General features: G+C 68.9%; 22 protein-coding genes. 6 read left to right on the plus strand and 16 right to left on the minus strand.

Annotated features, from left to right (window positions below; translation table 11 throughout):
• Positions 1-18: 18 nt before the first annotated feature.
• Positions 19-1,023, minus strand: coding sequence for a pyruvate dehydrogenase (acetyl-transferring) E1 component subunit alpha (gene pdhA, locus QZ588_RS03200; RefSeq protein ID WP_295539825.1), 1,005 nt, complete (start codon positions 1,021-1,023; stop codon positions 19-21).
• Positions 1,020-2,795 (minus strand): acetate--CoA ligase, encoded by a 1,776-nt coding sequence (gene acsA / locus QZ588_RS03205; protein WP_295539828.1) that lies wholly within the window; start codon positions 2,793-2,795, stop codon positions 1,020-1,022. The genes pdhA and acsA overlap by 4 nt, the downstream gene beginning before the upstream one ends.
• A gap of 222 nt (positions 2,796-3,017) precedes the next feature.
• Between acsA and QZ588_RS03210 the strand changes: the two genes are divergently transcribed.
• Positions 3,018-3,545, plus strand: coding sequence for a lasso peptide biosynthesis B2 protein (locus tag QZ588_RS03210; protein WP_295539830.1), 528 nt, complete (start codon positions 3,018-3,020; stop codon positions 3,543-3,545).
• A gap of 40 nt (positions 3,546-3,585) precedes the next feature.
• Here QZ588_RS03210 and QZ588_RS03215 read toward each other — a convergent pair whose 3' ends face one another.
• From QZ588_RS03215 to QZ588_RS03225, 3 genes are all read right to left on the minus strand, one after another.
• Complete coding sequence (locus QZ588_RS03215) at positions 3,586-4,581, minus strand: hypothetical protein (protein ID WP_295539832.1); 996 nt, start codon at positions 4,579-4,581, stop codon at positions 3,586-3,588.
• Between the two features lie 200 nt (positions 4,582-4,781).
• Positions 4,782-5,117, minus strand: a complete 336-nt coding sequence (locus QZ588_RS03220; RefSeq protein WP_295539834.1) for a hypothetical protein — start codon at positions 5,115-5,117, stop codon at positions 4,782-4,784.
• A gap of 160 nt (positions 5,118-5,277) precedes the next feature.
• Positions 5,278-5,529: an acyl carrier protein gene (locus tag QZ588_RS03225; protein ID WP_295539836.1), complete on the minus strand. Its 252-nt coding sequence runs from the start codon at positions 5,527-5,529 to the stop codon at positions 5,278-5,280.
• A gap of 149 nt (positions 5,530-5,678) precedes the next feature.
• On the opposite strand from QZ588_RS03225, the gene QZ588_RS03230 reads away from it, so the two are divergent.
• On the plus strand, positions 5,679-8,381 hold the full coding sequence (locus tag QZ588_RS03230; protein WP_295539839.1) for a bifunctional acetate--CoA ligase family protein/GNAT family N-acetyltransferase: 2,703 nt from the start codon (positions 5,679-5,681) through the stop codon (positions 8,379-8,381).
• Between the two features lie 97 nt (positions 8,382-8,478).
• On the opposite strand, the gene QZ588_RS03235 is transcribed toward QZ588_RS03230, so the two are convergent.
• From QZ588_RS03235 to QZ588_RS03255, 5 genes are all read right to left on the minus strand, one after another.
• Positions 8,479-9,660: a penicillin-binding protein activator gene (locus QZ588_RS03235; protein WP_295539842.1), complete on the minus strand. Its 1,182-nt coding sequence runs from the start codon at positions 9,658-9,660 to the stop codon at positions 8,479-8,481.
• Between the two features lie 255 nt (positions 9,661-9,915).
• Complete coding sequence (locus tag QZ588_RS03240; protein ID WP_295539845.1) at positions 9,916-10,554, minus strand: histidine phosphatase family protein; 639 nt, start codon at positions 10,552-10,554, stop codon at positions 9,916-9,918.
• Positions 10,555-10,579: 25 nt separating this feature from the next.
• Positions 10,580-11,611 carry an ABC transporter permease gene (locus tag QZ588_RS03245; protein ID WP_295539848.1) on the minus strand — a complete coding sequence of 344 codons (1,032 nt, stop codon included), beginning with the start codon at positions 11,609-11,611 and terminating at the stop codon, positions 10,580-10,582.
• Between the two features lie 57 nt (positions 11,612-11,668).
• Positions 11,669-12,580, minus strand: coding sequence for an ABC transporter ATP-binding protein (locus QZ588_RS03250; protein ID WP_295539850.1), 912 nt, complete (start codon positions 12,578-12,580; stop codon positions 11,669-11,671).
• A 151-nt stretch (positions 12,581-12,731) separates the two neighbouring features.
• Positions 12,732-12,923, minus strand: coding sequence for a DUF2892 domain-containing protein (locus QZ588_RS03255; RefSeq protein WP_295539853.1), 192 nt, complete (start codon positions 12,921-12,923; stop codon positions 12,732-12,734).
• A gap of 359 nt (positions 12,924-13,282) precedes the next feature.
• Here QZ588_RS03255 and QZ588_RS03260 point away from each other — a divergent pair, with 359 nt between their 5' ends.
• Positions 13,283-14,410: a trypsin-like peptidase domain-containing protein gene (locus tag QZ588_RS03260; protein ID WP_295539855.1), complete on the plus strand. Its 1,128-nt coding sequence runs from the start codon at positions 13,283-13,285 to the stop codon at positions 14,408-14,410.
• A gap of 40 nt (positions 14,411-14,450) precedes the next feature.
• Here QZ588_RS03260 and QZ588_RS03265 read toward each other — a convergent pair whose 3' ends face one another.
• The 3 genes from QZ588_RS03265 to QZ588_RS03275 all read right to left on the minus strand — a co-directional run bounded on the left by QZ588_RS03265 (position 14,451) and on the right by QZ588_RS03275 (position 18,422).
• A complete protein-coding gene (locus QZ588_RS03265; RefSeq protein WP_295539858.1) occupies positions 14,451-16,064 on the minus strand; it encodes an alpha/beta fold hydrolase in 1,614 nt (537 codons plus the stop codon).
• A 17-nt stretch (positions 16,065-16,081) separates the two neighbouring features.
• On the minus strand, positions 16,082-16,597 hold the full coding sequence (fabA, locus tag QZ588_RS03270; protein WP_295539861.1) for a 3-hydroxyacyl-[acyl-carrier-protein] dehydratase FabA: 516 nt from the start codon (positions 16,595-16,597) through the stop codon (positions 16,082-16,084).
• A 97-nt stretch (positions 16,598-16,694) separates the two neighbouring features.
• On the minus strand, positions 16,695-18,422 hold the full coding sequence (locus QZ588_RS03275; RefSeq protein WP_295539863.1) for a proline--tRNA ligase: 1,728 nt from the start codon (positions 18,420-18,422) through the stop codon (positions 16,695-16,697).
• Positions 18,423-18,845: 423 nt separating this feature from the next.
• Here QZ588_RS03275 and QZ588_RS03280 point away from each other — a divergent pair, with 423 nt between their 5' ends.
• The 3 genes from QZ588_RS03280 to ilvC all read left to right on the plus strand — a co-directional run bounded on the left by QZ588_RS03280 (position 18,846) and on the right by ilvC (position 22,598).
• Entirely contained in the window at positions 18,846-20,651 is a 1,806-nt protein-coding gene (locus tag QZ588_RS03280) for an acetolactate synthase 3 large subunit (protein WP_295539865.1), read from the plus strand.
• A 268-nt stretch (positions 20,652-20,919) separates the two neighbouring features.
• Positions 20,920-21,411 (plus strand): acetolactate synthase small subunit, encoded by a 492-nt coding sequence (gene ilvN / locus QZ588_RS03285; protein ID WP_295539867.1) that lies wholly within the window; start codon positions 20,920-20,922, stop codon positions 21,409-21,411.
• A gap of 170 nt (positions 21,412-21,581) precedes the next feature.
• The gene (gene ilvC, locus QZ588_RS03290) at positions 21,582-22,598 is read left to right on the plus strand and encodes a ketol-acid reductoisomerase (protein WP_295539900.1); all 1,017 of its coding nucleotides are present in this window, start codon (positions 21,582-21,584) and stop codon (positions 22,596-22,598) included.
• A gap of 87 nt (positions 22,599-22,685) precedes the next feature.
• Here the strand turns inward: ilvC and QZ588_RS03295 are convergent, their stop codons facing one another.
• The 3 genes from QZ588_RS03295 to QZ588_RS03305 form a co-directional block, all read right to left on the minus strand.
• On the minus strand, positions 22,686-23,996 hold the full coding sequence (locus tag QZ588_RS03295) for a hemolysin family protein (RefSeq protein WP_295539870.1): 1,311 nt from the start codon (positions 23,994-23,996) through the stop codon (positions 22,686-22,688).
• Between the two features lie 105 nt (positions 23,997-24,101).
• Positions 24,102-24,806 (minus strand): bifunctional 2-polyprenyl-6-hydroxyphenol methylase/3-demethylubiquinol 3-O-methyltransferase UbiG, encoded by a 705-nt coding sequence (locus tag QZ588_RS03300; protein ID WP_295539873.1) that lies wholly within the window; start codon positions 24,804-24,806, stop codon positions 24,102-24,104.
• Between the two features lie 47 nt (positions 24,807-24,853).
• Entirely contained in the window at positions 24,854-26,401 is a 1,548-nt protein-coding gene (locus QZ588_RS03305) for a class I SAM-dependent methyltransferase (protein ID WP_295539876.1), read from the minus strand.
• Between the last annotated feature and the right edge of the window lie 5 nt (positions 26,402-26,406).

A 26,406-nucleotide genomic window follows, 5' to 3' on the forward strand; every position in this document is an offset into this window, starting at 1 on the left:
TCCCGAGCACCCCGCCCGTCAGCCAGCCACATCGCGCGTCAGGTCCGCCACCGGCTCCCAGTCACTGCCCTCGGCAAAGTCCACCGCCGCGGCGAGCGCCTGCGCGATCTCCGCATCCAGCTGCCCGGCGGTGTCGGCATCCAGCATGCCCGCCGCTTCCAGCCAGCGGCGAAAGCGCACAATCGGACCCTGTTGCTTCCATTGCGCCACCTCCGCCTTGTCTCGGTACAGCTGGGGGTCGAACATGGAATGGGCGCGGAAGCGGTAGGTGCGACACTCCAGGAAGCGGGGGCCGCCGCCGTTGCGGATCTCGGCGATGGCCTCCCGTGCGGCGGCCTCGACGGCGATGACGTCCATCCCGTCCAGGGCCACGGCCGGCATCTGATAGCCAGCGGCCTTGCGGGCGATGTCCGTCTCGGACTCGGAGCGCTCCAACGCGGTGCCCATGGCGTAGCGGTTGTTTTCGCAGACGAAGAGCACCGGCAGCTGCCACAGGGCCGCCAGGTTCAGGCTCTCGTGAAAGGCGCCCTCGGCGACGGCGCCCTCGCCGAAGAAGCACGCCGTGACCTGCGTGCGCGCTTGCATGCGGTCCGCCAGCGCCAGCCCCACCGCCAGCGGAATACCCGCGCCGACGATGGCGCTGCCGCCGTAGAAGCGCCGCTCGGCGTCGAACAGATGCATGGAGCCGCCGCGGCCGCGGCTCACGCCCGTCTCCTTGCCGTACATCTCCGCCATCAGCCGGTCCATGGGCAGGCCGCGCGCCAGCGCATGGCCGTGCTCGCGGTAGGTGGCCACCACGGCATCGGTGGGTGCGAGGCCCTGCATGATGCCGACGGCGATGGCCTCTTCGCCGGAGTACAAATGCAGGAAGCCGCGGATCTTCTCCGCGGTGTAGAGCTCGGCGCAGCGCTCTTCGAAGGCGCGGATGCGCAGCATCTCCCGCAGCAGGTGCAGGGCGTGCGTGCGGCTCAGGTGCAGCTTGTGCGCCTGGGGCGTGTTGTCTGGGGGATGCGCGTCGGTCATTGCTCGTCGCTCTCCAGTGTGGAGAGGTCGCCCTCCGGCAGATCCAGCTCGCGCGCCCGCAGCAGCCGGCGCATGATCTTGCCGCTGCGGGTCTTCGGCAGGTTGGTGCGGAAGTCGATGACGCGCGGGGCCACGGCGGGGCCGAGGCGCTTGCGGGCGTGGGCCAGCAGGGCGCGGCGCAGATCCTCGTCGGCGCTGACGCCGGGCTTCAGCGCCACCAGGGCCTTCACGATCTCGCCGGCGGTGGGCTCGGGGATGCCGATGGCCGCGGCCTCGGCGACGGCGTCGTGCTCCAGCAGGGCGCTCTCCACCTCGAAGGGGCCGATGAGATGGCCGGCGGATTTGATCATGTCGTCGGCGCGGCCGAGGAACCAGAAATAGCCGTCGGCATCGCGCTTGGCCAGGTCGCCGGTGAGATACCAGCCGTCGGCGAAGCACTTGGCGTAGCGCGCCGGCTCATGCAGGTAGCCGCGGAACATGGACGGCCAGCCGGGGCGCAGCGCCAGTTGCCCGGGGGTGTCTGGGGTATCGAGCACGCTGAGCGCGCCGGACCCGCGGACATGGCGCACGATGGCCGCCTCCACCCCCGGCAGTGGCCGGCCCATGGCGCCTGGCTTGATGGGCTGACTGCGGTAGTTGGCGATCATGATGCCGCCGGTTTCCGTCTGCCACCAGTTATCGTGGAAGGGCAGGCCGAGGACGTCCCGACCCCAGGCCACCGCCTCCGGGTTCAGCGGCTCGCCGACGCTGGCCGCGAAGCGCAGGCGGGAGAGGTCGTAGTCGGCGAAAATGCCGGGGTTGTCACGGTCTGCGAGCTTCATCAGCATGCGGATGGCCGTGGGGGCGGTGTACCAGACCGTGACCCGCTGATCCTGCAGAATGCCCAGCCAGCGCACCGGGTCCATCTCGGCGGCGTCGACGATCATGGTGGTGCCGAGCACCAGCGGCGCGATGATGCCGTAGCTGGTGCCGGTGACCCAGCCCGGGTCCGCGGTGCACCAGAAGGTATCCTGCGGGTGCAGATCCAGCGCCAGCAGACCGGTGAGGCGATGCATCACCACGGCTTCGTGCACATGCACGGCGCCCTTCGGACGGCCCGTGGTGCCGCTGGTGAAGTGCAGCAGGGCCATGTCCCCGGGCCGGGTGTGCGCCAGCCCGCCGTGGTCGGGACAGTCCGCCAGCGCCCGCTCGAGATCCAGCGTGCCGGGGGGCGGGTCGTCGCCGGCGTCGGTGAGCAGCACATGCGCCAGCCCCGGCAGTTGCGTCCGCCAGGGGGCGACTTTGCGCCGATACCAGGCGCTGGTGGTCACCAGCACCCGGGCGTCGCCGATGGTCATGCGTGCACGCACGGGCTCCGGCCCGAAGGCCGAGAACAGCGGCGAGAATACGCGGCCCGCCTTGAGCGACCCGAGGGCGGCGACATAGAGCGCCGGCACCCGCCCCAGCAGGCTGAACACCCGCTCGCCGGGGGCCACACCCAGGCGCTCGAGCAGGTGTGCGAAGCGGCTGGTGCGGGCGGCGAGGGCGCGGTAGCTGAGGTCCAGGGGCGTCAGGTCCTTGCCGAGCCAGCGGATGGCGGTCTTGTCCGCAAGCCCGTCGTCCAGGTGCCGATCCACGGCCTCGAAGGCGATATTCAGGCCGCCGCCCGGCGAGCCGCTGAGGGCGGCTCGGGCCCGGTCCCAGGAGAAACCGGCGCAGGCCTGCGCATAGTCGCCCAGGTTGGCGGCGGGCCAGGGCGGCGGCGCGGTGTTGTGGAGCGTCTTGCAGGCCAACGGGGCCTCCGTGAAGCTCGGCGGGCCCGGTGGGGCTTGCCTCAGCTTCAACCTAGGCCAGGTCGCGCCGGTCGTCAACGTGACTGCGCTGCAGTCAGCGATTTCCGCCGACGGATGACCGGCTGTGGGTGTCCGGTGAGCCTGCCCGGTGATCGGCGTCGCCAATCGGCGAGGGCGGCGCATAGACTATCCACTCGAGCACACAGCTGAGCCGGGTATGCCATGTTGCGGATAGCCATCGTCATCGTAGCGGCGCTGATGTGCCCGCCGCCGGCTTGGCCGGCGGCGGAGCGGGCGCCCGCGTCGGCAGCCATCGAGGTCATCGCGGCCCTGGCGCCCGCGGTGGAGGCCACGGCCGCGGCCACGCGCCCGCGCCACTGGCCCATGAAGCGCGCATGCCTCTACTACGCCTTGGCCGGACAAGCGCTGCTGGCCCGGCACGGCATCGCCACGCGGCTGCGGCTGGGACGGGTGGTCTATCGGCCCGGCACGGCGGCGGCGCACCCCATTGCGCCCCACGCCTGGCTCGAGAGTGCCACCCACTTCATCGACTATGCGGCCCTTCCGCGCTGGGGACAGGTGGCCATCATTCCCACCCCGATGACGGCTGCGGCGGTGGCGGTGGTGGCGCCGGGGAGCACGCGCGTGCTGGCCATCCCGGATGCGCCCGATGTCCGTCTGTGGCGCGATCTGAGCCACCACCGGCGTTGTTTTCAGGGACGATGGCGGGCCTGGCAACGGGACGGGTGAGACGCGCCCCGTGCAGGCCGTGGTGCAGCGTGGGCTGTTTTCAACGCGGCGCGCCCAGCGCGGCGATGCCGCCGGGCGTGCCGAGTGCCGTGGCGATGCCCAGGGCCACCGCCTCCCGGGCGTCCAGCCAATCGACGCCGTCGGGTCGGGCCGCCGCGGCGCGCTCGGCGATGGCCTGGGCCTGCTCGATACCGAGACCCAGGAGATAACCGCTCTGGCGGGTAATGGCGCCGCGGGTACCGCCGTCACCGCTGAACATCGGCAGCCGTTGCAGTCCGAGACGGGCCTGCGGCGCAATGAATCGGAGCACGCCGCCGGCGAAGGCCTGCATGCAGGCCAGCGTACAATCGCCGATCACCGCCGTGTTGAGGCCGCGGTCGCGGATCCAGCGGCCGAGCTTCTCGGCCTCGGCGAGGTCGCCGCCATTGGATTCGATGACCAGCCCGTTGGCATCGACGGTGCGCACGATATTCATGACCGCTTCGGCCCAGCCGGCGCCGATATTGCCACTGACCACGGTCCAGTGTGTGCCCCGCGGTCCGGGCAGGGTGTGGTCCTCGCGGCAGTGCACACCAACGGCGCCGATGGCCTCAAGAGAGCCCGCCAGCCCCACCCGTAGCCGATCATCGCCGACGCTGACGCTGACCTCGCTGCCGTGCTTGAGCGCCGTGACGGCGTGCGCCGTCAGCCGCAGCCGTTGTCCCGGCGCCTGCTCGCCGACGGCCACCAGCTCGCCGTCGACGGCGGCGCGCACCTCGCCCCAGGGCACCCGCACCGTGCGCTGGCGGGTGAGTCTGCCGACGATGAGCTCGGGCTTGCAGTCGTCGTCGTAGCGCACCAGCACGCGCAGGCCGTCCGCGCTCGGCGCGGAGCGGGCACCGCGCGGGTCGGGCGCCCATTGCGCCTGCGCGGGGGATGTCGCCAGCGCCACGCCAAGGGCCACCAGCAGCCAACGCGCCGGCGCCGCTGCGGTGCGGCGCACCCGACGGGCGCCTTCACCGAGGGCCTCGAGCGGCACGGCAACTCGACCCGTCACGGCCGCTGCGAGACCCAGGCCAATGCGAAGGGCCCAGCGCGGCGGTCGCGGGGCGGGTGCGCAGCGCCGACACGGCGGCGGGCCGCGCCGATGCGCAGCCGGTCGTGCGTGCTGGCGGTGGCCTGCGCCCGAGATGGGCCCGTGGACGACGCTCAGGACCGCTGCATCGGATCGCGCCCGGCGCGCGATTGCGGTGGGCGTCAGGAGTCGTTGCCGGTGGTGACGCCGGCCTGCGAAGAGGCGTTACCGTTGGCTGTGCTGGCCTGCAGGGCGGCGCCACCGGCGGCGGTCGGTGCGTGGGTGGCGATGCGGACCTCGCCCACCGGGCTGAGGCGTGCGATGCGCTCGGCGGTGGTATCGGTGTTGCGATGTGCGGCGGGCTCGAACAGCACCAGGGATGCGACGCCGATCACGAGCCCGGCGGCGACGAGCCGGACGCCGACGGTGCCGATATCGAGCCGCGCGAGGACCTCGCGTAGGCTGGAGAGGACCGCGCCGAGGGGCTGGTGGGTGCGGGTGTTGTGAGTAGTGACCATGGTGGACCGAATCCTCCGCCGGGGCGGTGCTATTGTCATTTGTCGTGGCGTTGTTTGTGGTGGCACGCGCGCGTCGCGAGCCGCCGCACCAGAATTGGAGCACGCCGCAATGACATTACGCAAGTTCCCGCGGATTACACTGAACGCGCGCAGCCTGGCCCTAGTCGCCCCGGGTGAGCGTGTGCAGGTACGCAACACAGCCGCGCAGGCACGAGAGCCTGGGATAGTCCTGCGCGGGAATATGCACATCCAGCGTGCGCTCCAACGTGAGCACGAAGTTCAGATAGTCCACGGAGTCCAGTTCCGTCTGGTCACGGAAGTTGACGTTCGGGTCGAGGACCGCGGGATCGATGTCCGGGGCAATACGCGCCAGGGCGTCGAGCACCGTCTGTCGTAGCTGCTGGTTGTCCATGGGGGCGTCGTCGGCGTCGGGGAATCGGACGCACCTGATGATACGTCAAGCCGCCCGCGACCATGGCGCAGGCGCGGCGGGGCGCGCGACCCGCCTGCGGCCGGTGAGCGTGGGCGACGCGCAGACGCCGCGGCGTCTATAGTCTGGGCATGGCCAGCACGCCGCTCGATGCCGTCTTCAACCCGCGCACCGTCGTCATCGTCGGCGCGAGCGGGCGGCCCGGCGCCCTGGCTGAGATCGTACTGCGCAACCTCACCACCGCGGGCTTTCCCGGGCGCATCCTGCTCGTGGGCCCGCACCATCGCCGGCTCGCGGGACAGCCTTGCTATCCGGATGTCGCGCGCCTGCCGACGGCGCCGGATCTCGGCCTCATCTGCACGCCGCCGGCGGCGGTGCCGGGGATTATCGACGCCCTCGGCCGCCGCGGCGCGCGGGCGGCGGTGGTGATCAGCGCGGGCTTCGCCGAGGTGGCCGACGGCGGCGTCGCGCTGCAACGGCGCGCCCAGGCCGCGGCCGCCAGGCACAATCTGCGCCTGCTGGGGCCCAATTGCCTCGGCGTCATCGTGCCGGGCAGCAAGCTCAACGCCAGCGTGGCGCAGCGCATGCCGGCGCCGGGCCGCCTGGCCTTCGCGGCCCAGTCCGGCGCCATGGTGACGGCCGCCATCGACTGGGCATCGGCCCGCGGCATCGGCTTTTCGCACCTGGTCTCGCTCGGCGACATGGCCGATGTGGGCTTTGGTGATGTGCTCGATCATTGGGCCGGTGATGCTGCCACCCGCGGCATTCTGCTCTACATGGAGGCCATCCGCGATGCGCGCCGCTTCTTGTCTGCGGCCCGGGCGGCGGCACGCATGAAGCCCATCATCGTGGTCAAAGCGGGTCGGCATGCCGCAGGGGCGCGGGCGGTGGCCGCCCACACCGGTGTGCTCGCGGGCACGGATGCCGTCTACGACGCCGCCTTTCGCCGCGCCGGCGTGCTGCGGGTGAGCGGCCTGACGGCGCTGTTCGACGCCGCCGAGATCCTGGCGCTGGCGCGGCCGCCCCGCGGCGACCGACTCCTGATCCTGAGCAACAGTGGCGCGCTTGCGGTGCTGGCGACCGACGAGCTGTTGCGGCGGGGCGGACAGCTCGCCGCGCTGCCGGAGGCGGCCATGAGCGCGCTGGACGCCGCGCTGGCGGCGGGTTGGTCGCGGGCGAATCCCGTGGATATCGGCGACGATGCCGATGGCGAGCGCTATGCGGCGGCGCTGCGGACGCTCACGCGATTGCCCGACCTGGACGCCGTGCTGGTGCTGTACTGTCCCAGCGTGCTGGCGCAGGCGACGGCGGATGCGGTGGCGAACGCGGTGATCGCCGCCCCGCGCGGCCCGCAATTGCTCACCAGTTGGGTGGGTGCGCATGCCGTGGCCGACGCCCGCCGCAGCTTCGCCGCACAGCGCATCCCCACCTACGACACCCCCGAGCAGGCGGTGCGCGCCTTCATGGGTCTGGTGCGTCATCGCGAAGCCCAACGGCTGCTGATGGAAACGCCGCCGTCGCCGCCGGAGGGCTTCACGACGGATGCGGCCCGGGTGCAGACGCTGCTGAACGGCCTGGACGCCGACGCACTGGCCCGCCGCGGCGGCTGGCTCACCGAGGTGGAGTCCATGCAGGTGCTCGCCGCCTACGGCATCCCGACGGTGCCGACGCGCTTGGCCGAAACGCCGGCGGCGGCCGCAGCCGTCGCCGCCGACCTGGGTGCCGGGCCCTGGGTGGTGAAGCCGATTGCGCCGCCTGTGCCGCCTGCGCAAGCGGCCGGCGCCGTCGCGCTGGACCTCACGAGCACGGCGGATGTGGAACGGGCGGCGGCGCTCATGGCCAGGCGGCTCGCGGCCGGCGGGCGCGAAGCCGAGGTCATCGGTTTCAGCGTCCAGCCCATGGTGCGCCGACGCGGTGCGCACGCGCTCATGGTCGGCGTCGCCGAGGATGTCCAGTTCGGTCCGGTGCTCGTGGTGGGGCATGGCGGCGGCGCCGCCGAGGCCATCGACGACAAGGCCGTGGGCTTGCCGCCGCTCAACCTGCGCCTCGCCCGTGATCTCATTGCGCGCACCCGCATCCACCGCGTGCTGCGGGGCGCCGGAGACGCCCCCGCAGCGGACCTGGATGCGGTGGCCCTGGTGCTCATGCGGGTCTCGCAGTTGGTGTGCGACTTCGCCGAGCTACGGGCGTTGGACATCAATCCGCTGCTCACCGACGCCGACGGTGTCATCGCGCTGGATGCGCGCATGCGCGTGGATCTGGCGGCGCACAGCGACGACCCCGGTGAGCGACTCGCCATCCGTCCCTATCCAAAGGCCCTCGAGGAGCCCATGACCCTGGGCGACGGACGCCGGCTGCTGCTGCGGCCCATCCGCCCCGAGGACGAGCCCGGGCTCAAGGCGGCCGTCGCCGGCCTGACGCCCGAGGAGTCGCGGCTGCGGTTCTTCGCGCCCACCCGCACCCTGGACCATGTCGCCGCCGCGCGTTTCACCCAGCTGGACTACGATCGGGAGATGGCGCTGGTGCTCACCACGCCCGGCGTTGCCGGGCGCACGCCCATCTATGCCGTCGCCAACCTGTCCGCCAGCGTGGATCGACAGCATGCGGAGTATGCGGTCCTGGTGCGCCACGACATGGCTGGCATGGGGCTCGGCGTGCTGCTCATGCGCCGCATCATCGACTATGCCCGCTCGCGCGGCGTCGGCGAGATCACCGGCGACGTGCTGGCGGACAACCGCACCATGCTCAAGCTCTGTGAGGTCTTCGGCTTCAGCAGCCACCGTGACCCCGAGGATGTCGGCATCGTCAAGGTGCGGCTGCGGCTGGATGACTGACGCCGCGCGCGCCGTCACAGGGCCGCCGCAGCGCCGATGCGCCCCAGCCTGTGCCGCCGGCGCGCTTACGCGATAGCCCGCGCAGGGCAGCCACAGCTCAGCCCTTGCCCGTGGCGTTGCCCGCCTGCGCCGTGCCCCGGCGCTTGAGCGCCACGGCAAGATCTCTGACGGCGGCGGGATGGGTGACGCCACCTTCGCCGATGCGCCCGAGGGCCAGTTGGCGGCGCAGCAGGCGGCCGCTGGTCGAGAAGCTGAGATCGCCGGTCATGCCCGCGGGCAGGTCGATGGGTCTGCCGCCGCCGGCGCGCATCTTCGCCACCAGCGCGCCCAGGTAGTAGGCATCGATGCCCATGGCGTACAGACGCCCCAATTCGCCTTTGGTGTAATCGGCGTCGGGCTTGTCCGTGCTCCTGGCGATGTACTCCCGCGCCAGTGCCCGGTCCACGAGCCAGGGCACGTCCACGTAGAAAAGCCCCACCTTCTCTGCGGCGTCGACTTTGCTGTCCGCGGCGTGGGACGTGGCGATGACGGGCACACCGGCGCCGCCGCCGAGGCCGGTGTAGACCGCCGCGGCATCGTCGGGACGCGCGACCATGAACACCAGATCGGCGCCGCTGACCCGATCGCGGAGCGTGCCCACGTCATCCATCGTATACGGCACCTCCACCGCTGGCGCCGCATCGAGGGCCGCCACGAAGGCCTTGCGCATGCGCTCGCCCCAAGCATCGGTGCGCGGATAGACGATCGCCGTGGTGATCGCGCCGGTGCGCGATCCACTCAAATCATTGATCAGCTGGGCGGCGGTGCTGGCTTCGTGCTCAGGTGCGAGCGCGAACTGGTACATGCCAGGCCGCGACTGCGTGGCCGCGTTGAGGGCCAGCATCGGCGGCGTCGGCGCCGAGCGTGCCGCGGCGATTGCGTTGACGTTGCGCTTCAGCAACGGCCCGATGATCAGCGCCGGCGGAGCCATTTCCGCGGCCGCCTCGTATGCCGCCAGGGCGTCGCCGCTCGTATCCTCGGTGATCGGCTCACGCCTGTAACCGGCGTCACGGCGCAAAGCGGCCGCATAGCCGGATTCGATGGCATCGATCGCCGCGCCCAGCCGGCCTTCGGCACCGGCTGGCAGGAGTAGGACGACGTCTTGCCCCTGGGGATAGGCCGCCGTGGCCGGCAGACGAGGATGCGGCTGCCTGCCAAGGGTCGCGCAGCCACCGACGGCAAGCGTCAACAACGCAAGCACCAGCATGCTCGCCGTCAATCGTGCGGATTGCATCGTCATTGGCAGAATCTCTCCTGGTCTGGCTCGGGTAGCGCGTCGCGATGCCGTCGCGGCCCGCGGGGTATCGCTCTGCGATGAGGGGCGGCGCGCCCGCCGGTGCTGAGGACGCGCCTGGGCGCGCAGACTGCGCACAGGCCATGTTAGCCGACTCGCGGCGCTGCGTAGATCGGATCATCGCCCTGTCTGTTGCCCACGGCATGTCCGGATCACCGCAGGCAGCGCGATCACCGCGCCCCCGGGGCTTTCCCCGGCGCGTCAGCGGCTGCCGATGCGGCCGAGGACCTCGAGCGCCCCGGTTGCGTCAGCAGCGCTATCTGCGCCGCTGCCGACGACTGCCGGTCGGACGATGATCATCTCGCCGGAGTCCGGAAACAGGTCGATGAGTGCGGTGATATTGACCTGATGGGTCACCAGCACCAGCGGCGGTGCGCCGGTGCGGGTCTGCGTCTGCAGCAAGTCCCGCACGGCTGCGGTGCGTTGGGGTGCGGCGCTGCGGTGGCGAAAGAAGGAATTCAGCCCGGGGAAGGGCACCACGCCGCCGAGCCCCAGCAGCCGAGCCGTCTCCAGGCAGCGGCACCACTGACTCGAATAGACCCGGGCGGCCGTGATGCCATTGGCCCGAAAGCGCTCGCCAATGGCCTTGGCCTGGGCGCGGCCGGCCGCGGAGAGATTGCGCTGGGTGGCGCAATCCCCGAGCTCGAAATCCGACGGGTCGCCGATGCCGGGCGCCAGGGCATGGCGTAGCAGGACGACGGCCTCACCATTGCGGATCAGCCGCCAGAGGGCCGACTCGTCGAGGGGCTGCTCCTGCGCGCGGCTGGCGCCGGTGATAAGCAGCGACAAGCCCAGCAGCAGGGCCAGGCGTCGTCGGGCGGGCTTCATGGTGAGAGGCATGCCAGAGAGATCTGCGCCTTGCTGGCTATTCCCAGCGAAACAGCCTGGCAGCCGTCGCCAGCAGCACCGCTGCCAGCGCCAGCAGTAAGACGATTTGCGGCAGGATCTGCACCAGGCCCATGCCGTCGATCATGATGCCGCGGGCGGCATCCACCACATGGGTCAGCGGCATGAGCTGAGACAGCCATTGCGCAGCGGCGCTGGTACCTTCCATGGAGAACCAGACGCCCGAGAGCAGCACCATGGGCCAGGCCAGCAGATTCAGCAGCCCGTCGGCGAGCTCCTCGGTGCGCAGGCGCGAGGCCACCAGCAGGCCCAGGCTGATCATACAGAGGGCGCCGGCGATGTAGACGAGCGCCAGCGCCGCATAGGAGCCGCGCATCGGGAAGTCCAGGATAGCCAGGGCGCCCAGATAGACCACCACGCTGGAGGTCATGGCCACCAGCAGCCGCGACAGCACCTGGGCGGTGAGGAACTCCAGCGGCCGCAGGGGCGTCGCCTTGAGCCGGCGCAGCACGCCGTTCTTGCGGTAGCGCACCACCACCCAGCCGACGCCCCAGAGGCTCGAGAACATCACGTTCATGGCCAGCACGCCGGGCAGCACCCAGTCGGCGTAGCTGAGCGCCTCGCCGGCGGCGAGGCGTCGCTCCGGCGCCGCCTCGGCGCCGCGCGCATGGGCGCCCAGGAGCAGGCGCTCGACGATCTGACCGTTGGGCGATTGCGGATTCACCCAATAACCGGTCACCGCGCCGCCGGGGCCGCGGGTGTCCACCAGCAGGTCGAGCTGATGGCGGGCGATCTTGGTGACCGCGTCGTCCTGCTCCGCGACGGGCACGAAATTGACATGCGGGGTGGCGAGGAAGCCCGTCGCGTCGGCGGCGGTGTCCGGATCGCCGAGCACGCCCACTTTGAACAGATCATCCGGGCCGCCGCCGAAGATGAACGCGAAGGCGACGATCATCATCACCGGCATCATGATGTTCCAGATGAGCCCGGCGGTGTCGCGGTAGAACTCCCGGTTGCGGGCGACGAGGACGGCGGCGATGCGCTGGAGCATGATGAGAGAGCGAGCAACCAATAACCGACAACCAATAACCAAGCCCCACCACCGCGCTCAGGCGCGAAGCGAGTGGCCCGTGAGCTTCAGGAACAGATCTTCCAGGCTCGGCGTCTCCACCCGCAGCGCGGTGAGCGCGGCGCCGATGCGCTCCAGATACTCCAGCACCGGCTGGACTTCGGCGGTGTGCAGCTCGATGTCGTGCTCGCGGCGGTGTGCGTACGCCGGCAGGGGCTCACCGGCGGGCCAGGCGTCCGCGGGCAGACGCACCACGGCGGGTGGGAAGTGCTGGTGCACCAGGGCCTGGGGCGCCCCCTGGGTGATGATGCGGCCGTGGTCGACGATGGCGATCTCGTCGCACAGGCGCTGGGCTTCTTCCATGTAGTGCGTGGTGAGCAGGATGGTCTTGCCCCGGGTGCGGACCGTTTCGATGAGGTGCCAGAAGTTGCGGCGGGACTGGGGATCGAGACCCGTCGTCGGCTCGTCCAGGAATACCAGATCCGGATCATTCACCAGGGCGATGGCGAGCAGCAGCCGTTGGCGCTGACCGCCGGAGAGCTTGCGCGTGTCGCGGTGCAGGATATCGTGTAAGTGACAGAGTTGGATCAGTTCGTCATGATCCGCGGTGCGCCGGTAGAAACGGGCGAACATGGCGAGCGACTCGCCGACGGTCTGGAAATCCTGCAGCGCCGTGGCCTGGAACTGAATGCCGATGGCCTCGCGGAAGGCAGCCCCCACGGGCTCGCCCCGGAACAGGACCTGCCCGTGGGTTGGGGCCTGAATACCCTCGAGCATTTCCAGGGTCGTCGTCTTGCCGGCGCCGTTGGGGCCGAGCAGGCCAAAGCATTGGCCGGGCCGCACGCCAAAGCTGATGCCATCCACCGCCTTGACGCCCGGGAAGTGCTTGTGGAGCGCACGGGCCTCGATCAGCGGGGTGGTGGTGGCTTGGGGTGTCACGGCGCTTTGCATGCGGCGTAGATGGGGACACTCAGGGTCGTCGCCAGTCTCGCACAAAAGCAGGCCCCGGCGCCTGGGGCGCCGGGGCCTGCTTTGCACGCTGGATCGGCGCGCAGCATCCGCCGGACACCGGCGCTGTGGCGCCGGTGGCGACGGGTCGTGATTACTCGCCCTGCTTCTTGGTGTTGATGTTGAGCGGGACGTAGGCCAGGCAGGTGCCGAAATAGGCGGTGCCGACGGCGATCAACCCGAGGATGCCGAGGAGCCAGTTTTGCCCGAACAGGCCCGCCAGAATGAGCACGGCGCCGACGCCGTAGCGGATGTTGCGATCCTGTAGACCGATATTCTTGACCATGTCAGGGTTCCTATCGTGGGGGGTGGTTGTGGTTGCGAAGCGCTCGTTCGCCGTCTGCGGCCGTATCGTCACAGGGCCCGCGACGGTGGCACGGTTGTGACGGCCACGGGGGCGCCATTCAACATCGTTTCACGGGGGCCAGTGTATTGTCGCGGCGAGGGCCGGTCGTTGCGATCCGACAATCACCGCCGCGTCGCGGCACCGCCGTTGGCGGCGCGCCGCATTCCGCGACCTGCCGCATCTGTGGGACCATAGGTGTATGGGATCATGGGATGCCGCCCGCCGCGTGCCGGCGCTGTCGATACTACTCCGACATCCGCGCTCCCCCGCAGTTCAACCTCCACCCCGCAGCAACCGACATGCATGGCTTTCAACTGTCGCGGCTCCTGTTCTGGGCCGCCCTCCTGTTTCTTGTCTCGCTGGCGATGAAGCCCTGGCTGGAGGCGCTGTTCGTCAGTATGCAGGCGGAGCCGAGGCCGGTGGCGGCGCGCGGCGCGCTCGCCGACGACGAGCAGACCACCATCGAGATCTTCCAGACGGCGAGCCCGTCGGTGGCCTACATCGCCACCACGGCGCCGCTGCTGAGCCCCTGGTCCCGCAATCTCACCCAGGTCCGCCGGGGCACGGGCTCCGGTGTCGTCTGGGACCGCGACGGGCACATCGTCACCAATTGGCATGTGATCGAGGAGGCGCGCAGCGCCCGCGTCGGGCTCGCCGATGGTCGCACCTACAACGCCCGCTTCATCGGCGCGAGTCCGGAGCACGACCTCGCCGTGCTGCGCATTGGCGCCTCGGCGGCGCGGCTGCAGCCCGCTATCATCGGCTCCAGCGCGGATCTCAGTGTGGGGCAGAAGGTGCTCGCCATCGGCAACCCCTTCGGTTTTGACTACAGCCTCACCACCGGTGTCGTCTCGGCGCTGGATCGCACCATCGTGTCAGAGCTGGCGGGCGAAGTTCACGGCCTGATCCAGACCGATGCCGCCATCAACCCGGGCAATTCCGGCGGGCCGCTGCTGGACAGCGCCGGGCGGCTGATCGGCATCAACACCGCCATCTACAGTCCGTCGGGCAGCTTCTCGGGCATTGGCTTCGCCGTGCCGGTGGATACCGTCAACCGGGTGGTGCCCGATCTCATTGCCCACGGTGAGTATGTGCGCCCGCGGATCGGCATCTTCGGCGACGACGACATCAGCGCTCCGGTGCTCGCCGAGCTCGGCCTCGAGGGGGTGCTGGTGCTGCGGGTGGAGCCGCAGTCGCCGGCGGACCGCGCCGGGCTCCAGGGCACCCGCGTCACCGGCTCCGGTGACATCATTCCGGGCGATGTGATCCAGCGTCTCGATGGCGTGTCCGTGACTTCCATGCGCGGGCTCATCGATTTGCTGGAGCGTTACTCGGTGGGCGATACCGTGACCCTGGATGTGCTGCGCAATGGCGCCCGCAGGTCGCTGGAGGTCACCCTGGGCGGGCGCTACGTGGAGCTTGATTGAGCCGACAAGCCGATTGGGGGCGGGCTGGGTGACGGCCAGTCTAGCCAATCAGTGGGAAGCTCACGGCGATGGCGCCGGCGAAGGCCAGGGCGTTGCTGACGGCCGCCACCAGCGGCTGGCCGGTGCGGCGGTAAATCCAGCCGCTGAACAGGCCGTAGACCAGAAAGAGCACCAGCATGGCGGGGATGATGATCACCAGGAAGAAGAGCTCGCTCAGGTTCAGCGCCACGGCGATCATGAGGGAGACCAGGAACAGTGCCTTGGTGAGCGCATAGGCCGCCCCGGGGGCCGCCGGGCCGCGGGTCAGCCATTCGTCGGCGACGCACCAGAGGAGCGTGCCGACGAGGAGCGCAGCCACCGTGGCGAGGCGATGCGGCGGCGGCAGATAGCTGGCGACGAAGTGATCCGTCGGCAACGACAGGGCCAGGGTCTCGAATACCACCACCAGGGCGACTGCTGTTACCAGGGCCCTGACCGAGGCATCGCCGAGCCGGGGCAGCGCGCCTGCCCGCCACAGACCGATCAGGGTGAGGAGCCCATAGAGCCCGAAGTGGAGGGCGATGTAGTCGCCGATGGCGATGGCCAGAAAGTCCGTCGGCACCGGCCAGAGCAGCAGCGGTGTCAGCAGCGCCGGCGCCACGGCGATGGGCCAGAAGCGCCGCCAGCCCCAGCCGGGGGCGGCGCCGGCGCCGAGGCGCTGCGCCGACACCTGCGGCAGGCGCAGCGTCAGGGGCCAGGCCAGCAACAGCACGCCGAGGTAGTACAGCCCGAGCCAGCGCGGGCGTTGATCGACGCCGTCTGCGATGGCGGCGGGCGCGCGCTCGCCGAAGGCTGCTCGCAGCCAGGCCACCGTCGCGCGCAGGGTCGTGGCGCTGTAGAGCACGCCGATGTGCTCGACGCCGTCGGCGATCACCAGCCGCCGGGCGGTGCCGTGCGCGAAGCTGCCGTAGGTGGTCTCCGGTGCGACGGCGGCGGCGGCCACATCGGCCACCGCGGCGACGGCGGCGCGCCCCTGGGCCTGGATCACGGGCGGCTCCCAGGCGCCGTAGACGAACAGCAGGTTCACCGCCGGCAGTTGCTCCACGGGCAGCGACAGGTAGGGTGAAACCGCCACCAGGGCGCGCACGCCGGCGTGGTCATTGGCATAGCGCGTGGCGATGTCGCCTGCCATGGAGTGGCCCAGCAGCGCCAGCGGCGCATTCCCCTGGGGCAGGGTGCGGGCGTAGTCCACCACCGCCGCGAGGGCATCGAGCAGGGCGGCGGCGCGGGCTTCGTCGCCGATGCGCCCGGCCAGCGGCTGCGCGTGACGGCCGTGACCCGGAAAGTCGAAGACCAGCGCCCGGTAGCCGGCCCGGGCCAGGCTCACGGCCAGCGGGTGCATGAGCTGCCGCGAGCCCGCGAAGCCGTGGGCCACCACCACCACCGGGCCCGGCGGGGCGTCCTGCGCCTGGAACACCGTCACGGGGATGGCGCCGACCTCGGTTTGCGTCACCTCCAGCCCGGCATAGCCGGCGAAGAGTCCGGCGGCGCCTGCGAGCAGGGCGAGCCCGCCCAGCACGGCGGCCGCCCAGTGCGCCGCCCGCCAGCGCGGCGCCTGGGGTACCTGGGAAGACGCCCGTGGGGACGCCGTCCTTCGCCTGGTGCGATGGGGCACGGGTCAGACGCGGCGGCTCAGAAGCCCTCGGTGGATGTGAACAGACCCACGCGCAGGTCTTTGGCGGTGTAGATCTCGCGGCCGTCCACGTCCATGGTGCCGTCGGCGATGCCGAGCACCAGCTTGCGCGAGATCACCCGTTTCATGTGCACGTGATAGGTGACCTGCTTCGCGGCGGGCAGCACCTGCCCGGTGAACTTGACCTCGCCGACACCCAGCGCCCGGCCGTGGCCGGGGTTACCGATCCAGGCCAGGTAGAAGCCGACGATCTGCCACATGGCATCGAGGCCCAGACAGCCTGGCATGACCGGATCGCCGGGGAAGTGGCAGCCGAAGAACCACAGCTCGGGACTGATATCCAGCTCGGCGACGATCTCGCCCTTGCCGTAGGCGCCGCCGTGATCGGCGATGCGCGTGATGCGATCCATCATCAGCATGTTGGGCACCGGCAACTGTGCATTGCCGGGGCCGAACATGTCGCCGTAGCCGCAGGCGAGCAACTGCTCGCGGTCGAAGGATTCGGTTCTGCTCATGCGCGCTGTGGGTCCTGTGCGTTGGCTGGAATGGGCCGCGCCGGCTCCTGCGGGCGGGCCGCCGCCGGTGTGGCGGCATACAAGGAGGTCTGCGGGCTCAGCCGGCGAGCTTGCGCTCGAGAAAGGGCACGATGTCGTCGAGACCGATGAGCTGCATCTCGGCGTCGCCGCGACCCTGATATTCCACGCGACCGTCATCCAGGTGCTTGTCGCCCACCACCACCCGGTGCGGGATGCCGATCAGCTCCATGTCCGCGAACATGAAGCCCGGACGCACGTCGCGGTCGTCGAGCAGCACCTCGAGGCCCACGGCGCGGAGGCGCTCGTAGAGATCCGCCACGACCTCGCGCACACGGAAGGACTTGGCATACTTCATGGGCAGCAGGGCGACCTCGAACGGGGCGATGGCCGCCGGCCAGAGAATGCCGCGGTCGTCGTGGTGCTGCTCGATGGCGGCGGCGACGACGCGGGAGACGCCGATGCCGTAGCAGCCCATGGTCATGGTGACGGCGCGGCCCGCCTCGTCGAGCACCTTGGCCTGCATGGCCTCGGCGTACTTGGTGCCCAGCTGAAAGATGTGACCCACCTCGATGCCGCGGGCGATGGTGATGTGGCCGGCACCGTCCGGGCTCGCATCCCCTTCCACCACATTGCGCAGGTCGGCCACCTCCGGCAGGGGCAGGTCCCGGCCCCAGTTGAGGCCGAACCAATGCTTGCCGTCGATGTTGGCGCCGGCGCTGAAGTCGGCGGCGACGGCCGCCGCCCGGTCGGCGATGCAGGGCAGGGGCAGGTCTCGGGGGCCGAGTGAGCCGGGGCCGGCGCCGACGGCGGCGCGGATTTCGTCCTCTGTGGCCATGCGCAGCGGCGCCAGCACCCCGGGCAGTTTCTCGGCCTTGACGATGTTCAGCTCGTGGTCGCCGCGCACCAGCAGGGCCACCAGGCCCTGCGCTTCGCCCGTTTGCGGATCCGCCGCCGCCACCACCAGCGTCTTGATGGTGCGCTCGATGGGTTGGCCGAAGCCCTGCACCAGGTCGGCGATGGTCCTGGCCTCCGGCGTGTCGACGAGGCGGGCGTCTTCCGCCGCCGGCGCCGGTGCAGAGGCGGGGGCAACCGCCTCCGCCAGCTCCACATTGGCGGCGTAGTCGCTGGCGGTGGAGAAGGCGATGGCGTCCTCGCCGGAGGCCGCCAGCACGTGGAACTCGTGGGAGGCGTTGCCGCCGATGGCACCGGTGTCCGCCTGTACGGCGCGGAAGTCCAGCCCGCAGCGGCGGAAGATGCGGCTGTAGGTGTCGTACATGACGTTGTAGGTGGCGGCCAGCGAGTCCTGGCTCAGGTGGAAGGAGTAGGCGTCCTTCATCAGGAACTCGCGGGCACGCATCACCCCAAAGCGCGGGCGCACCTCATCGCGGAACTTGGTCTGGATCTGATAATAATTGACGGGCAGCTGCTTGTAGCTCTTCAGCTCATTGCGGGCGAGGTCGGTGATGATCTCCTCGTGCGTCGGGCCGAAGCAGAACTCCCGTTGATGCCGGTCTTTGATCCGCAGCAGCTCCGGGCCGTACTGCTCCCAGCGGCCGGATTCCTGCCACAGCTCCGCCGGCTGCACCGCCGGCATGGACACCTCGAGCGCACCGGCGCGGTCCATTTCTTCGCGCACGATGCGCTCGACTTTGCGCAGCACCCTGAGCCCCAGCGGCAGCCAGGTGTAAAGACCGGCGGCGAGCTTGCGAATCATGCCGGCGCGCAGCATCAGCCGGTGGCTGGCGATCTCTGCGTCAGCGGGGGTTTCTTTGACGGTTTGAAGCGGAAACCGGGACGTGCGCATGGCGGTTGGCTGCAATGACAGGGCCCTGGGGCGGCGCCTTGGGCGGAAACGCCGGAGTCTAGCGACGCCTGCTGGTGCGGACAAGCCGCATCGGGCCGGCGCATCTGCCCGCCGCCAGGCCCTGCGCCCGCCCGCCCCGTCGCAGGCCTCGCCGCCGGGAAGTCCGGCCGGAGAACGATGGAGTCTTGACCGCCGTCGTCGGATTCACGTATTTTCGAGCGTTTACCGGCGCCTAAGCGCGTCCTGTGGCGGCGACGGCCGTTGTCCCGCGGCGAGCATCCACCACCGCCTGTGGGTAGCCGCGGGCCCTCGTCCCGCGCGCTGTGGCGCGCTAATTGTTGGTGCGCATGTGCCCAAGCGCTTGCGCTGCCCGCCCGCCGCCGATATTTGTTGCCGGTACCCGTCTTCGAGAGGTCAGCCCCCATGGATCAAGTCAAGCCGGATCAACTCAAGCCGGAGCACCCCCTACCGAGTGCCGGGCTCAGCGTGGAGCAATCGACGCCTGAGCTGAGCGGCGCCGAGATTACGGTACAGGCCCTGATCGATGAGGGGGTCGAGCTCGTGTTCGGCTATCCCGGCGGCGCCGTGCTCCACATCTACGATGCGCTGTTCAAGCGCGACGAGGTCAAGCACATCCTGGTGCGCCACGAGCAGGGCGCAACCCACGCCGCCGATGGCTATGCCCGGGCGACCGGCAAGGTCGGCGTCTGCCTGGTGACCTCGGGCCCCGGCGCCACCAATGCCGTCACGGGCATCGCCACGGCGCACATGGACTCCATTCCCATGGTGATCATCACCGGCCAGGTGCCGACGCCGGTCATCGGCAGCGACGCCTTCCAGGAGGTGGACACCGTCGGCATCACCCGCCCGTGCGTCAAGCACAACTTCCTGGTGAAACGGGTGGAGGATCTCGCCGAGACCATCAAGAAGGCGTTTTTCATCGCCCGCTCGGGCCGCCCCGGACCGGTGGTGGTGGACATCCCCAAGGACGTCACCGACCCGAACATCAAGATCCCCTACCGCTATCCGGCGGAGGTTGCGATACGCTCCTACCACCCGGCGCAGCGCGGTCACCAGGGGCAGATCAAAAAGGCCGTCGAGCGCATGCTCGCCGCCAAGCGCCCGGTGGTCTACACCGGCGGCGGCGTGGTGCTCGGCGATGCCGGCGCGGCGCTGACGGCGCTGGTGCGCGAGCTGGGCTTCCCCATCACCAGCACCTTGATGGGGCTCGGCGCCTATCCCATGACCGACAAGCAGTTCCTCGGCATGCTCGGCATGCACGGCACCTACGAAGCCAACATGGCCATGCACGAGACGGATTGTCTCATCGCCATCGGTGCCCGCTTCGACGACCGTGTCACCGGCAAGATCGCGCATTTCTGCCCGCACGCCGAGATCATCCACGTCGACGTGGACCCGTCGTCCATTTCCAAGACCGTCAAGGTCCATATCCCCATCGTCGGGCCGGTGCAATCCGTGCTGGACGACATGCTGGCGGTGCTGAAAGACAGCAACGCCCGCCCGGACCGCGATGCGCTCACCGCCTGGTGGGGGCAGATCGATGACTGGAAGCGCATCGACTGCCTGCGCTACGACCGCACCAGCCCGGTCATCAAGCCCCAGTTTGCGGTGGAGACCCTGTACAAGGTCACCAACGGCGAGCTGTTCCTGACCTCCGACGTGGGTCAGCATCAGATGTTCGCGGCCCAGTTCTATCCCTTCGACAAGCCCCGGCGCTGGATCAACTCCGGTGGTCTGGGCACCATGGGCTTCGGTCTGCCGGCGGCCATGGGGGTGCAGCTGGCCTATCCGGACGCCCCCGTCGCCTGTATCTCCGGCGAGGCCAGCATCCTCATGTGCATCCAGGAGATGGCCACCTGCAAACAGTACGACCTGCCGGTGAAAGTCGTTCTGCTCAACAATGGCTACATGGGCATGGTGCGGCAATGGCAGGAATTCTTCTACGAGAGCCGTTACGCGCATTCCTATGTGGATGCCCTGCCGGACTTCGTGCAGCTCGCCCAGAGCTTCGGCCATGTCGGCATGCGGGTGGACAAGCCCGATGAGCTGGAGGCGGCGATGCGCGAGGCCTTCGCCATGAAAGACCGCTTCGTATTCCTTGACGTCATCGTCGATCCGGCCGAAAACGTCTACCCGATGATCGCCGCGGGCAAGGGGCATCACGAGATGGAGCTGCCGCCGACCATGTCGGAGCGGGAGCTCGCCTGATGGGTCGCCCGGCAGTGAGACCAGTGGGGCGCCCGGGGAGCCGCCGGACGCCGGCGTGACAGCAAGCGCCACGCCGGCGACTGAACGACGCAGACACGCGCGGTGCCCGCCCGCGCATCCGCGCAGCGCTGAAAAGACCGCACGACTGGCCCCAAGCAGCGCCGCACACCCTGCATGATGCTAAGGCGCGCCCCCAACGCGGCCCTCAAGCCGCCCCCGGCCGCACGATCGAGCTTAACGTCCACCGCCCATTCGTAAGTCAACCCGAATGAGACACATCCTCTCCATGCTGGTCGAGAACGAATCCGGCGCGCTGTCGCGCATCGCCGGCCTCTTCTCCGCCCGCGGCTACAACATCGAGTCCCTCACCGTCGCGCCGACGGATGAGCCGACGCTCTCGCGCATGACGCTGGTGACCAGCGGCAACGATGACATCGTCGAGCAGATCAAAAAGCAGCTCAACAAGCTCATCGATGTGGTGAAGCTCCAGGACCTGTCCGAGGGCGAGCACATCGAGCGCGAGATGATGCTCATCAAGCTGAAGGCCGCCCGCCCGGACCGCGAAGAGCTGAAGCGGCTCACCGAGATCTTCCGCGCCAAAGTCATCGATGTGACGGACGCAAGCTACGTCGTCGAGCTGACGGGTGCCTCGAAGAAGCTCGACGCATTTATCGAAGCGGTTCCGGAGGGGTTGATCACCGAAGTGGTCCGCTCCGGGCCCACCGGTATCTCCCGCGGCGAAAAGGGTCTGACGGTCTAGGGGGCCGGTGACGCATGACGGGTGAAGAGGCGCGCAGGGGGCGCATCGGTGAAACGCCCCCGTCTGCCCCGACACCTGTGACGCGCGGCCCGGAATACCCCCTCGCCACTCCCCCAAGCCACACCCATTACCAAGATCTGCTTCCCGTGCTTTAAGGAACGACCATGGCAATCAACGTCTACTACGATAAAGACGCCGACCTTTCGCTGATCCAGGGCCGCAAGGTGGCCATCATCGGCTATGGCTCCCAGGGCCATGCCCATGCCAACAACCTGAAAGACTCGGGCGTCTCCGTGGTCGTCGGGCTGCGCCCGGGCAGCGCCTCCGCCGCCAAGGCCGCCAACGCCGGACTCGAGGTGCGCGACATCCCCGCCGCCGTGGACGGCGCCGATGTGGTGATGGTGCTGGCCCCGGACGAGCATCAGGCCAAGCTCTACCGGGATCAGATCGCGCCCAACATCAAAGAGGGCGCGGCGCTGGCGTTCGCCCATGGCTTCAACATCCACTTCGGCGCCATCGAGCCGCGGGCGGATCTCGACGTGATCATGGTCGCGCCCAAGGGCCCGGGTCATCTCGTGCGCAGCACCTACACCCAGGGCGGCGGCGTGCCCAGCCTCATCGCCGTTCAGCAGGACGCCACCGGCAGTGCCCGCGACATCGCCATGGCCTACGCCAGCGCCAACGGCGGCGGCCGTGCCGGCATCATCGAGACCAGCTTCCGGGAGGAATGCGAAACCGACCTCTTCGGCGAGCAGGCGGTGCTCTGCGGCGGCCTCACGGCGCTCATCCAGGCCGGCTTCGAGACCCTGGTGGAGGCGGGCTACGAGCCCGAGATGGCGTACTTCGAGTGCCTGCACGAAGTGAAGCTCATCGTCGACCTCATCTACGAGGGCGGCATCGCCAACATGCGCTACTCCATCAGCAACACCGCCGAATACGGCGACCTGACCCGCGGCCCCCGGATCATCACCGGGCAGACCAAGGCGGAGATGAAGCGCATTCTGGGCGAAATCCAGTCCGGCAACTTCGCCAAGGAGTTCATTCTGGAGAACCAGGCCGGCGCCCCGTCCATGAAGGCCATGCGCCGCCTCGGCCAGGAGCACCAGATCGAGCAGGTGGGCGAGCGCTTACGCGAGATGATGCCCTGGATCCGCGAGAAGCAGCTGGTGGACAAGTCCAAGAACTGAGCCCGACCGCCCCCGACAGCCCGGGGTGCCGGCCGCCGCAGGCCGGCGCTCCCCGGCGGCGCGGTAGCGTTCCCCCTGCGCGGCTCGCTAGCGGGCATCGAGCCGCTCCACCAACACCTTGTCCACGCGCTGCTGGTCCATGTCGACCACCTCGAAGCGCAGCCCCGCGCTCTCGAAGTGCTCTGATGCCTGCGGCACACGTCCCAGCATGTGCATTACGAAGCCACCGAGGGTGTGAAAGCCTGCGCCTTCTTCGCCCGGTAGCGGCGCATCGAGCCCGAGCTCGGCGCGCAGGCGCTCCAGGGGCAGGCTGCCGTCCACGAGCCAGGAGCCGTCGGCGCGGCGTGTGATCTCGTCCGCAATCGGGGCATCGTCGCCCAGTGGCGTGCCGACGATGGCCGTGAGCACATCGGCGAGGGTGACCAGGCCTTCGAGGCTGCCGTACTCGTCGACGATGAGCGCCAGGTTGATGTGCGTGTCGCGGAAGGTCTCCAACAACTGGGCGGCGTTCAGGCTTTGCGGAACGAACACCGGTGGCTGCACCAGCCGCTGCAGGTCAACCGCTGAGGGTGCCATCGTCGCCAGGGCATCCGGCAACAAATCCGCCAACCGCAGCACCCCGAGCAGATGCTGATCGAGTCCGCCGCGGTGCACTGGCACCAGGGTGTGTCGCAGCGCCGCCAGCGACAGCTTCAGCGCCTCCGGCTCCTGCTCCGTTTCCAGATCCAGGGCCTCGATCTCGTTGCGTGGGGTCATGATGGCGCCGATGGGCAGCTCGTCGAGGCGCAGCACGTTGGCAACCATCGGCTCCTCGCCGGCATGGAACACGCCGGCCTCGGCGCCCTGCGCCATCAACACCCGGATTTCTTCGTCGCTCACCGGCGGTTCCCCGTGGCGATGCGCCCCGGTCAACCGCAGCAGCCACCCGCTGGAGGCCGACAGCAGCCAGACCACGGGCAGGGCGGCGCGACTCAGCCAGCTGAGGGGGCGCGCCACCAGCGAAGCCAGCGCCTCCGGGGCCAGGAGCGCGAGCTGCTTGGGCACCAACTCGCCGATCACCACCGACAGGTAAGTGATCGCCCCCACCACAAGCACCAGCGCCAGCAGATCGGCCGACGGTGCGAGCAGCGGCACACCCGAGAGCATCTCGCGCAGCGGCTGTGCCAGCGCCGCCTCCCCCAGCGCACCCATCAGAATCCCGACCAGGGTGATGCCAACCTGGATGGTGGACAAGAAGGCGCCCGGATCCCGCTTGAGCGCGATGGCCTCGCGCGCGCCGCGGCGGCCACGCTCCGCGCGCTCTTCGAGCCGCGACTGGCGTGCGGAGACCACCGCGATCTCGGACATCGCGAGCACGCCGTTCGTGAGGATCAGCATGAGAATCAACAGGGCTTCCATGGGCCGCTTCGTCGTTGTACAAACCAATCCCCAGCATGACACAGTGGCCGGCATGTAGGCCGGTCAGTCGTATCAAGGCCTGATGGCTCCCGGGCCGAAGCGCTGTCAGTCAGTCCCTGCGCTCAGGATGGCGAAAAAGAATCCGCCACCGGGTGCCTGGCTTGGTCGGAACATCACGTGATAGCCATTGTCAGCGGCAAGTGCCTCGATCCATCCGGGCCCGGCGCGTCCCCAGCGATAGGGGGCATCGGCTTGGTCCTGATAGCAAACCGTAAATTCATCGACGCTGTAGCCACTATCCCTTACATGACCCGTCTCGAGCACAAGCTTACCGGATGGCCGCAGGCGGCCGAGCAGTTGCCGGACGCCCGCGCGAGCCGGCTCGGCATCGCCGAATATTCCCAAGCCGTTGCCAACCAATAAGATCAGATCAAAGGCTTGCTCAGGTAATGCATCGAGTGATGCGAAAAACCCATTCGGTGTGCCCACCGTAGCTGCACAATAGTCCCGCAGCCCCGGACAACGTTCGACGCCAACACAGAGTGCGTGGGGCGCATGCTCCCGGATCACCTTGAGATGCCGACCCGCCCCGCAGCCCACATCGAGCACCGCCGGTTGCCGGCTGGCCGAAAATGGCTTCGTCAGTTCGCCTAATAAGGCAACCTCCTCCCGCCGACACGCGAGGAAATCCTGCGTCCGCATGCGCAGTGCCTGGCCGTTGGGTGGACGCATTTCAAAGTAACGGGCTGGACTCCCGGGCGGATCCTGGAGACCATCCAGCAGGGCTTGACCGAAGGCTGAGATAGGCATCGCGTTGTTTCCATGCTATGACTGTTGTGGCCAAGTGGGGCAGCCGGTCACGACTGTTTCGGTGCGTCCACGCCTAATGGCAGTCTGTCGCCTTGCGCCGTCGCCCCAGCGACGCCGGTGGACGTTGTCCGTGCCTCTGACTCATCGGGTGGGGACGATGTCGCCGGGCCGGGATGTGCGTCGGTCCTGCGCGTCCAGAGCTGGTAATGCGAGCCGGTGCCTTGAAAGTGTTCCGTCAGGTCGACGCATGCGTCAAAACCGATGGCTCGTAAGTGTGCCTCGATGACTGCGACGGGCCAGTAACGGATCACGAATCGATCCCGGTAATGCGCTGTAGTGCCATCCGCGCGGCGCAGGCTGATCTCCTCCTGGTAGTCGTAGTGGTCAGCGCCGCAGGGTGTGACGATCATCCGACGTTGGAAATCGTCCTGCTGCACAACATGGTCGTTGAACAGCGCACGACTGGGAATATCGATCAGCAGGCGGCCACCGGGCTTGAGGGCGTCATGAGCCCGCTGAAGCGCCTGTAACAGTGCTTCTTCCGTGTCGAAATACAGGAGTGTCGTGAACACGCACAGCGCCAGATCAAAAGGCTGTGGACTGTCGAAATCCTCCATCAGAGCACATTTTGTTTGCAGAATACCGCCTGATGCGGCCGGATTGTGTTGACGCTTGTTGTGCAACTGGGCCAACATCGGCTCACAGGGCTCGACGGCGGTCACGGCAAAACCCTGAGCAGATAGTGGAATTGAGAGGCGTCCGGTACCGGCGCCGTAATCGACGATCGTTGCCGGCGGACTGACCTGTGCGGTGATGACATCCAGCGTCTGCTCAGTGAGGCTGTGGTAAAACTGGCCGAAGCTCCTCTCATAGGCCAAGTCGTAGACCTCAGCCCAGCTCGCATGGGCGACCTGGCTGTGGGCCGCGGCGAGGTAGAGGGTCGATCGTCGTGGGCAGTAGTGGATGACATGGTCCGTGAGTATCCCGGTCCCCAGAATCCCTTCGGCACCGGTCATCGCCAGAAGGGCGCGCAAGCTGTCTGGTAGCTCACCCGCCGAAATAGCCAGGTTTTGTTGGCCCAGGGTGATTGTGATGTCGAAGCGTCGGCCTTCGAACCGACCGATCATCGGGTGGAAGTCGGCGAACACGCCAACGCTGGGATGGGGCTCGAGCAGCGCTGGGTCGAACAGGCTCAGCTGTGCGCCGGTATCGAAAAAAACCTCGATCTCTTTGCCGTCCAGGGCCAGCATCAGCGCGGGCACCCCGAAAAAGAGGGTCAAAGGTATCTCAGCGCCGTCGTGCGTCTCTTGGGTGTGGCGGACAACCAGTCGCTGGCAGCGTAGATCCAGTTCGTGGTCGAACTGATTGAGAATGTCTCCGCCGAGGAGTCCGGCGCAGGTCACGCCAAGGCTCGCCTGCAAGTCGTCCGCACTCACGCCCAGATAATCGCGGGGGAGAGCATGCGTCGACCCGGCGAATTGCAATTCCGGTTGCCGGCCGAAGCTCACGGGGGAGCCGGTATCGAATATCCAGCGGGCGTGATCGATCTCGATGCAGGCGACACCCTCGGCGAGGTTCAATGGGTATTCGTACATGGGCG

The organism is uncultured Thiohalocapsa sp., assembly GCF_913062725.1.
In the GTDB taxonomy this organism is placed as follows: Bacteria; Pseudomonadota; Gammaproteobacteria; order Chromatiales; family Chromatiaceae; genus Thiohalocapsa.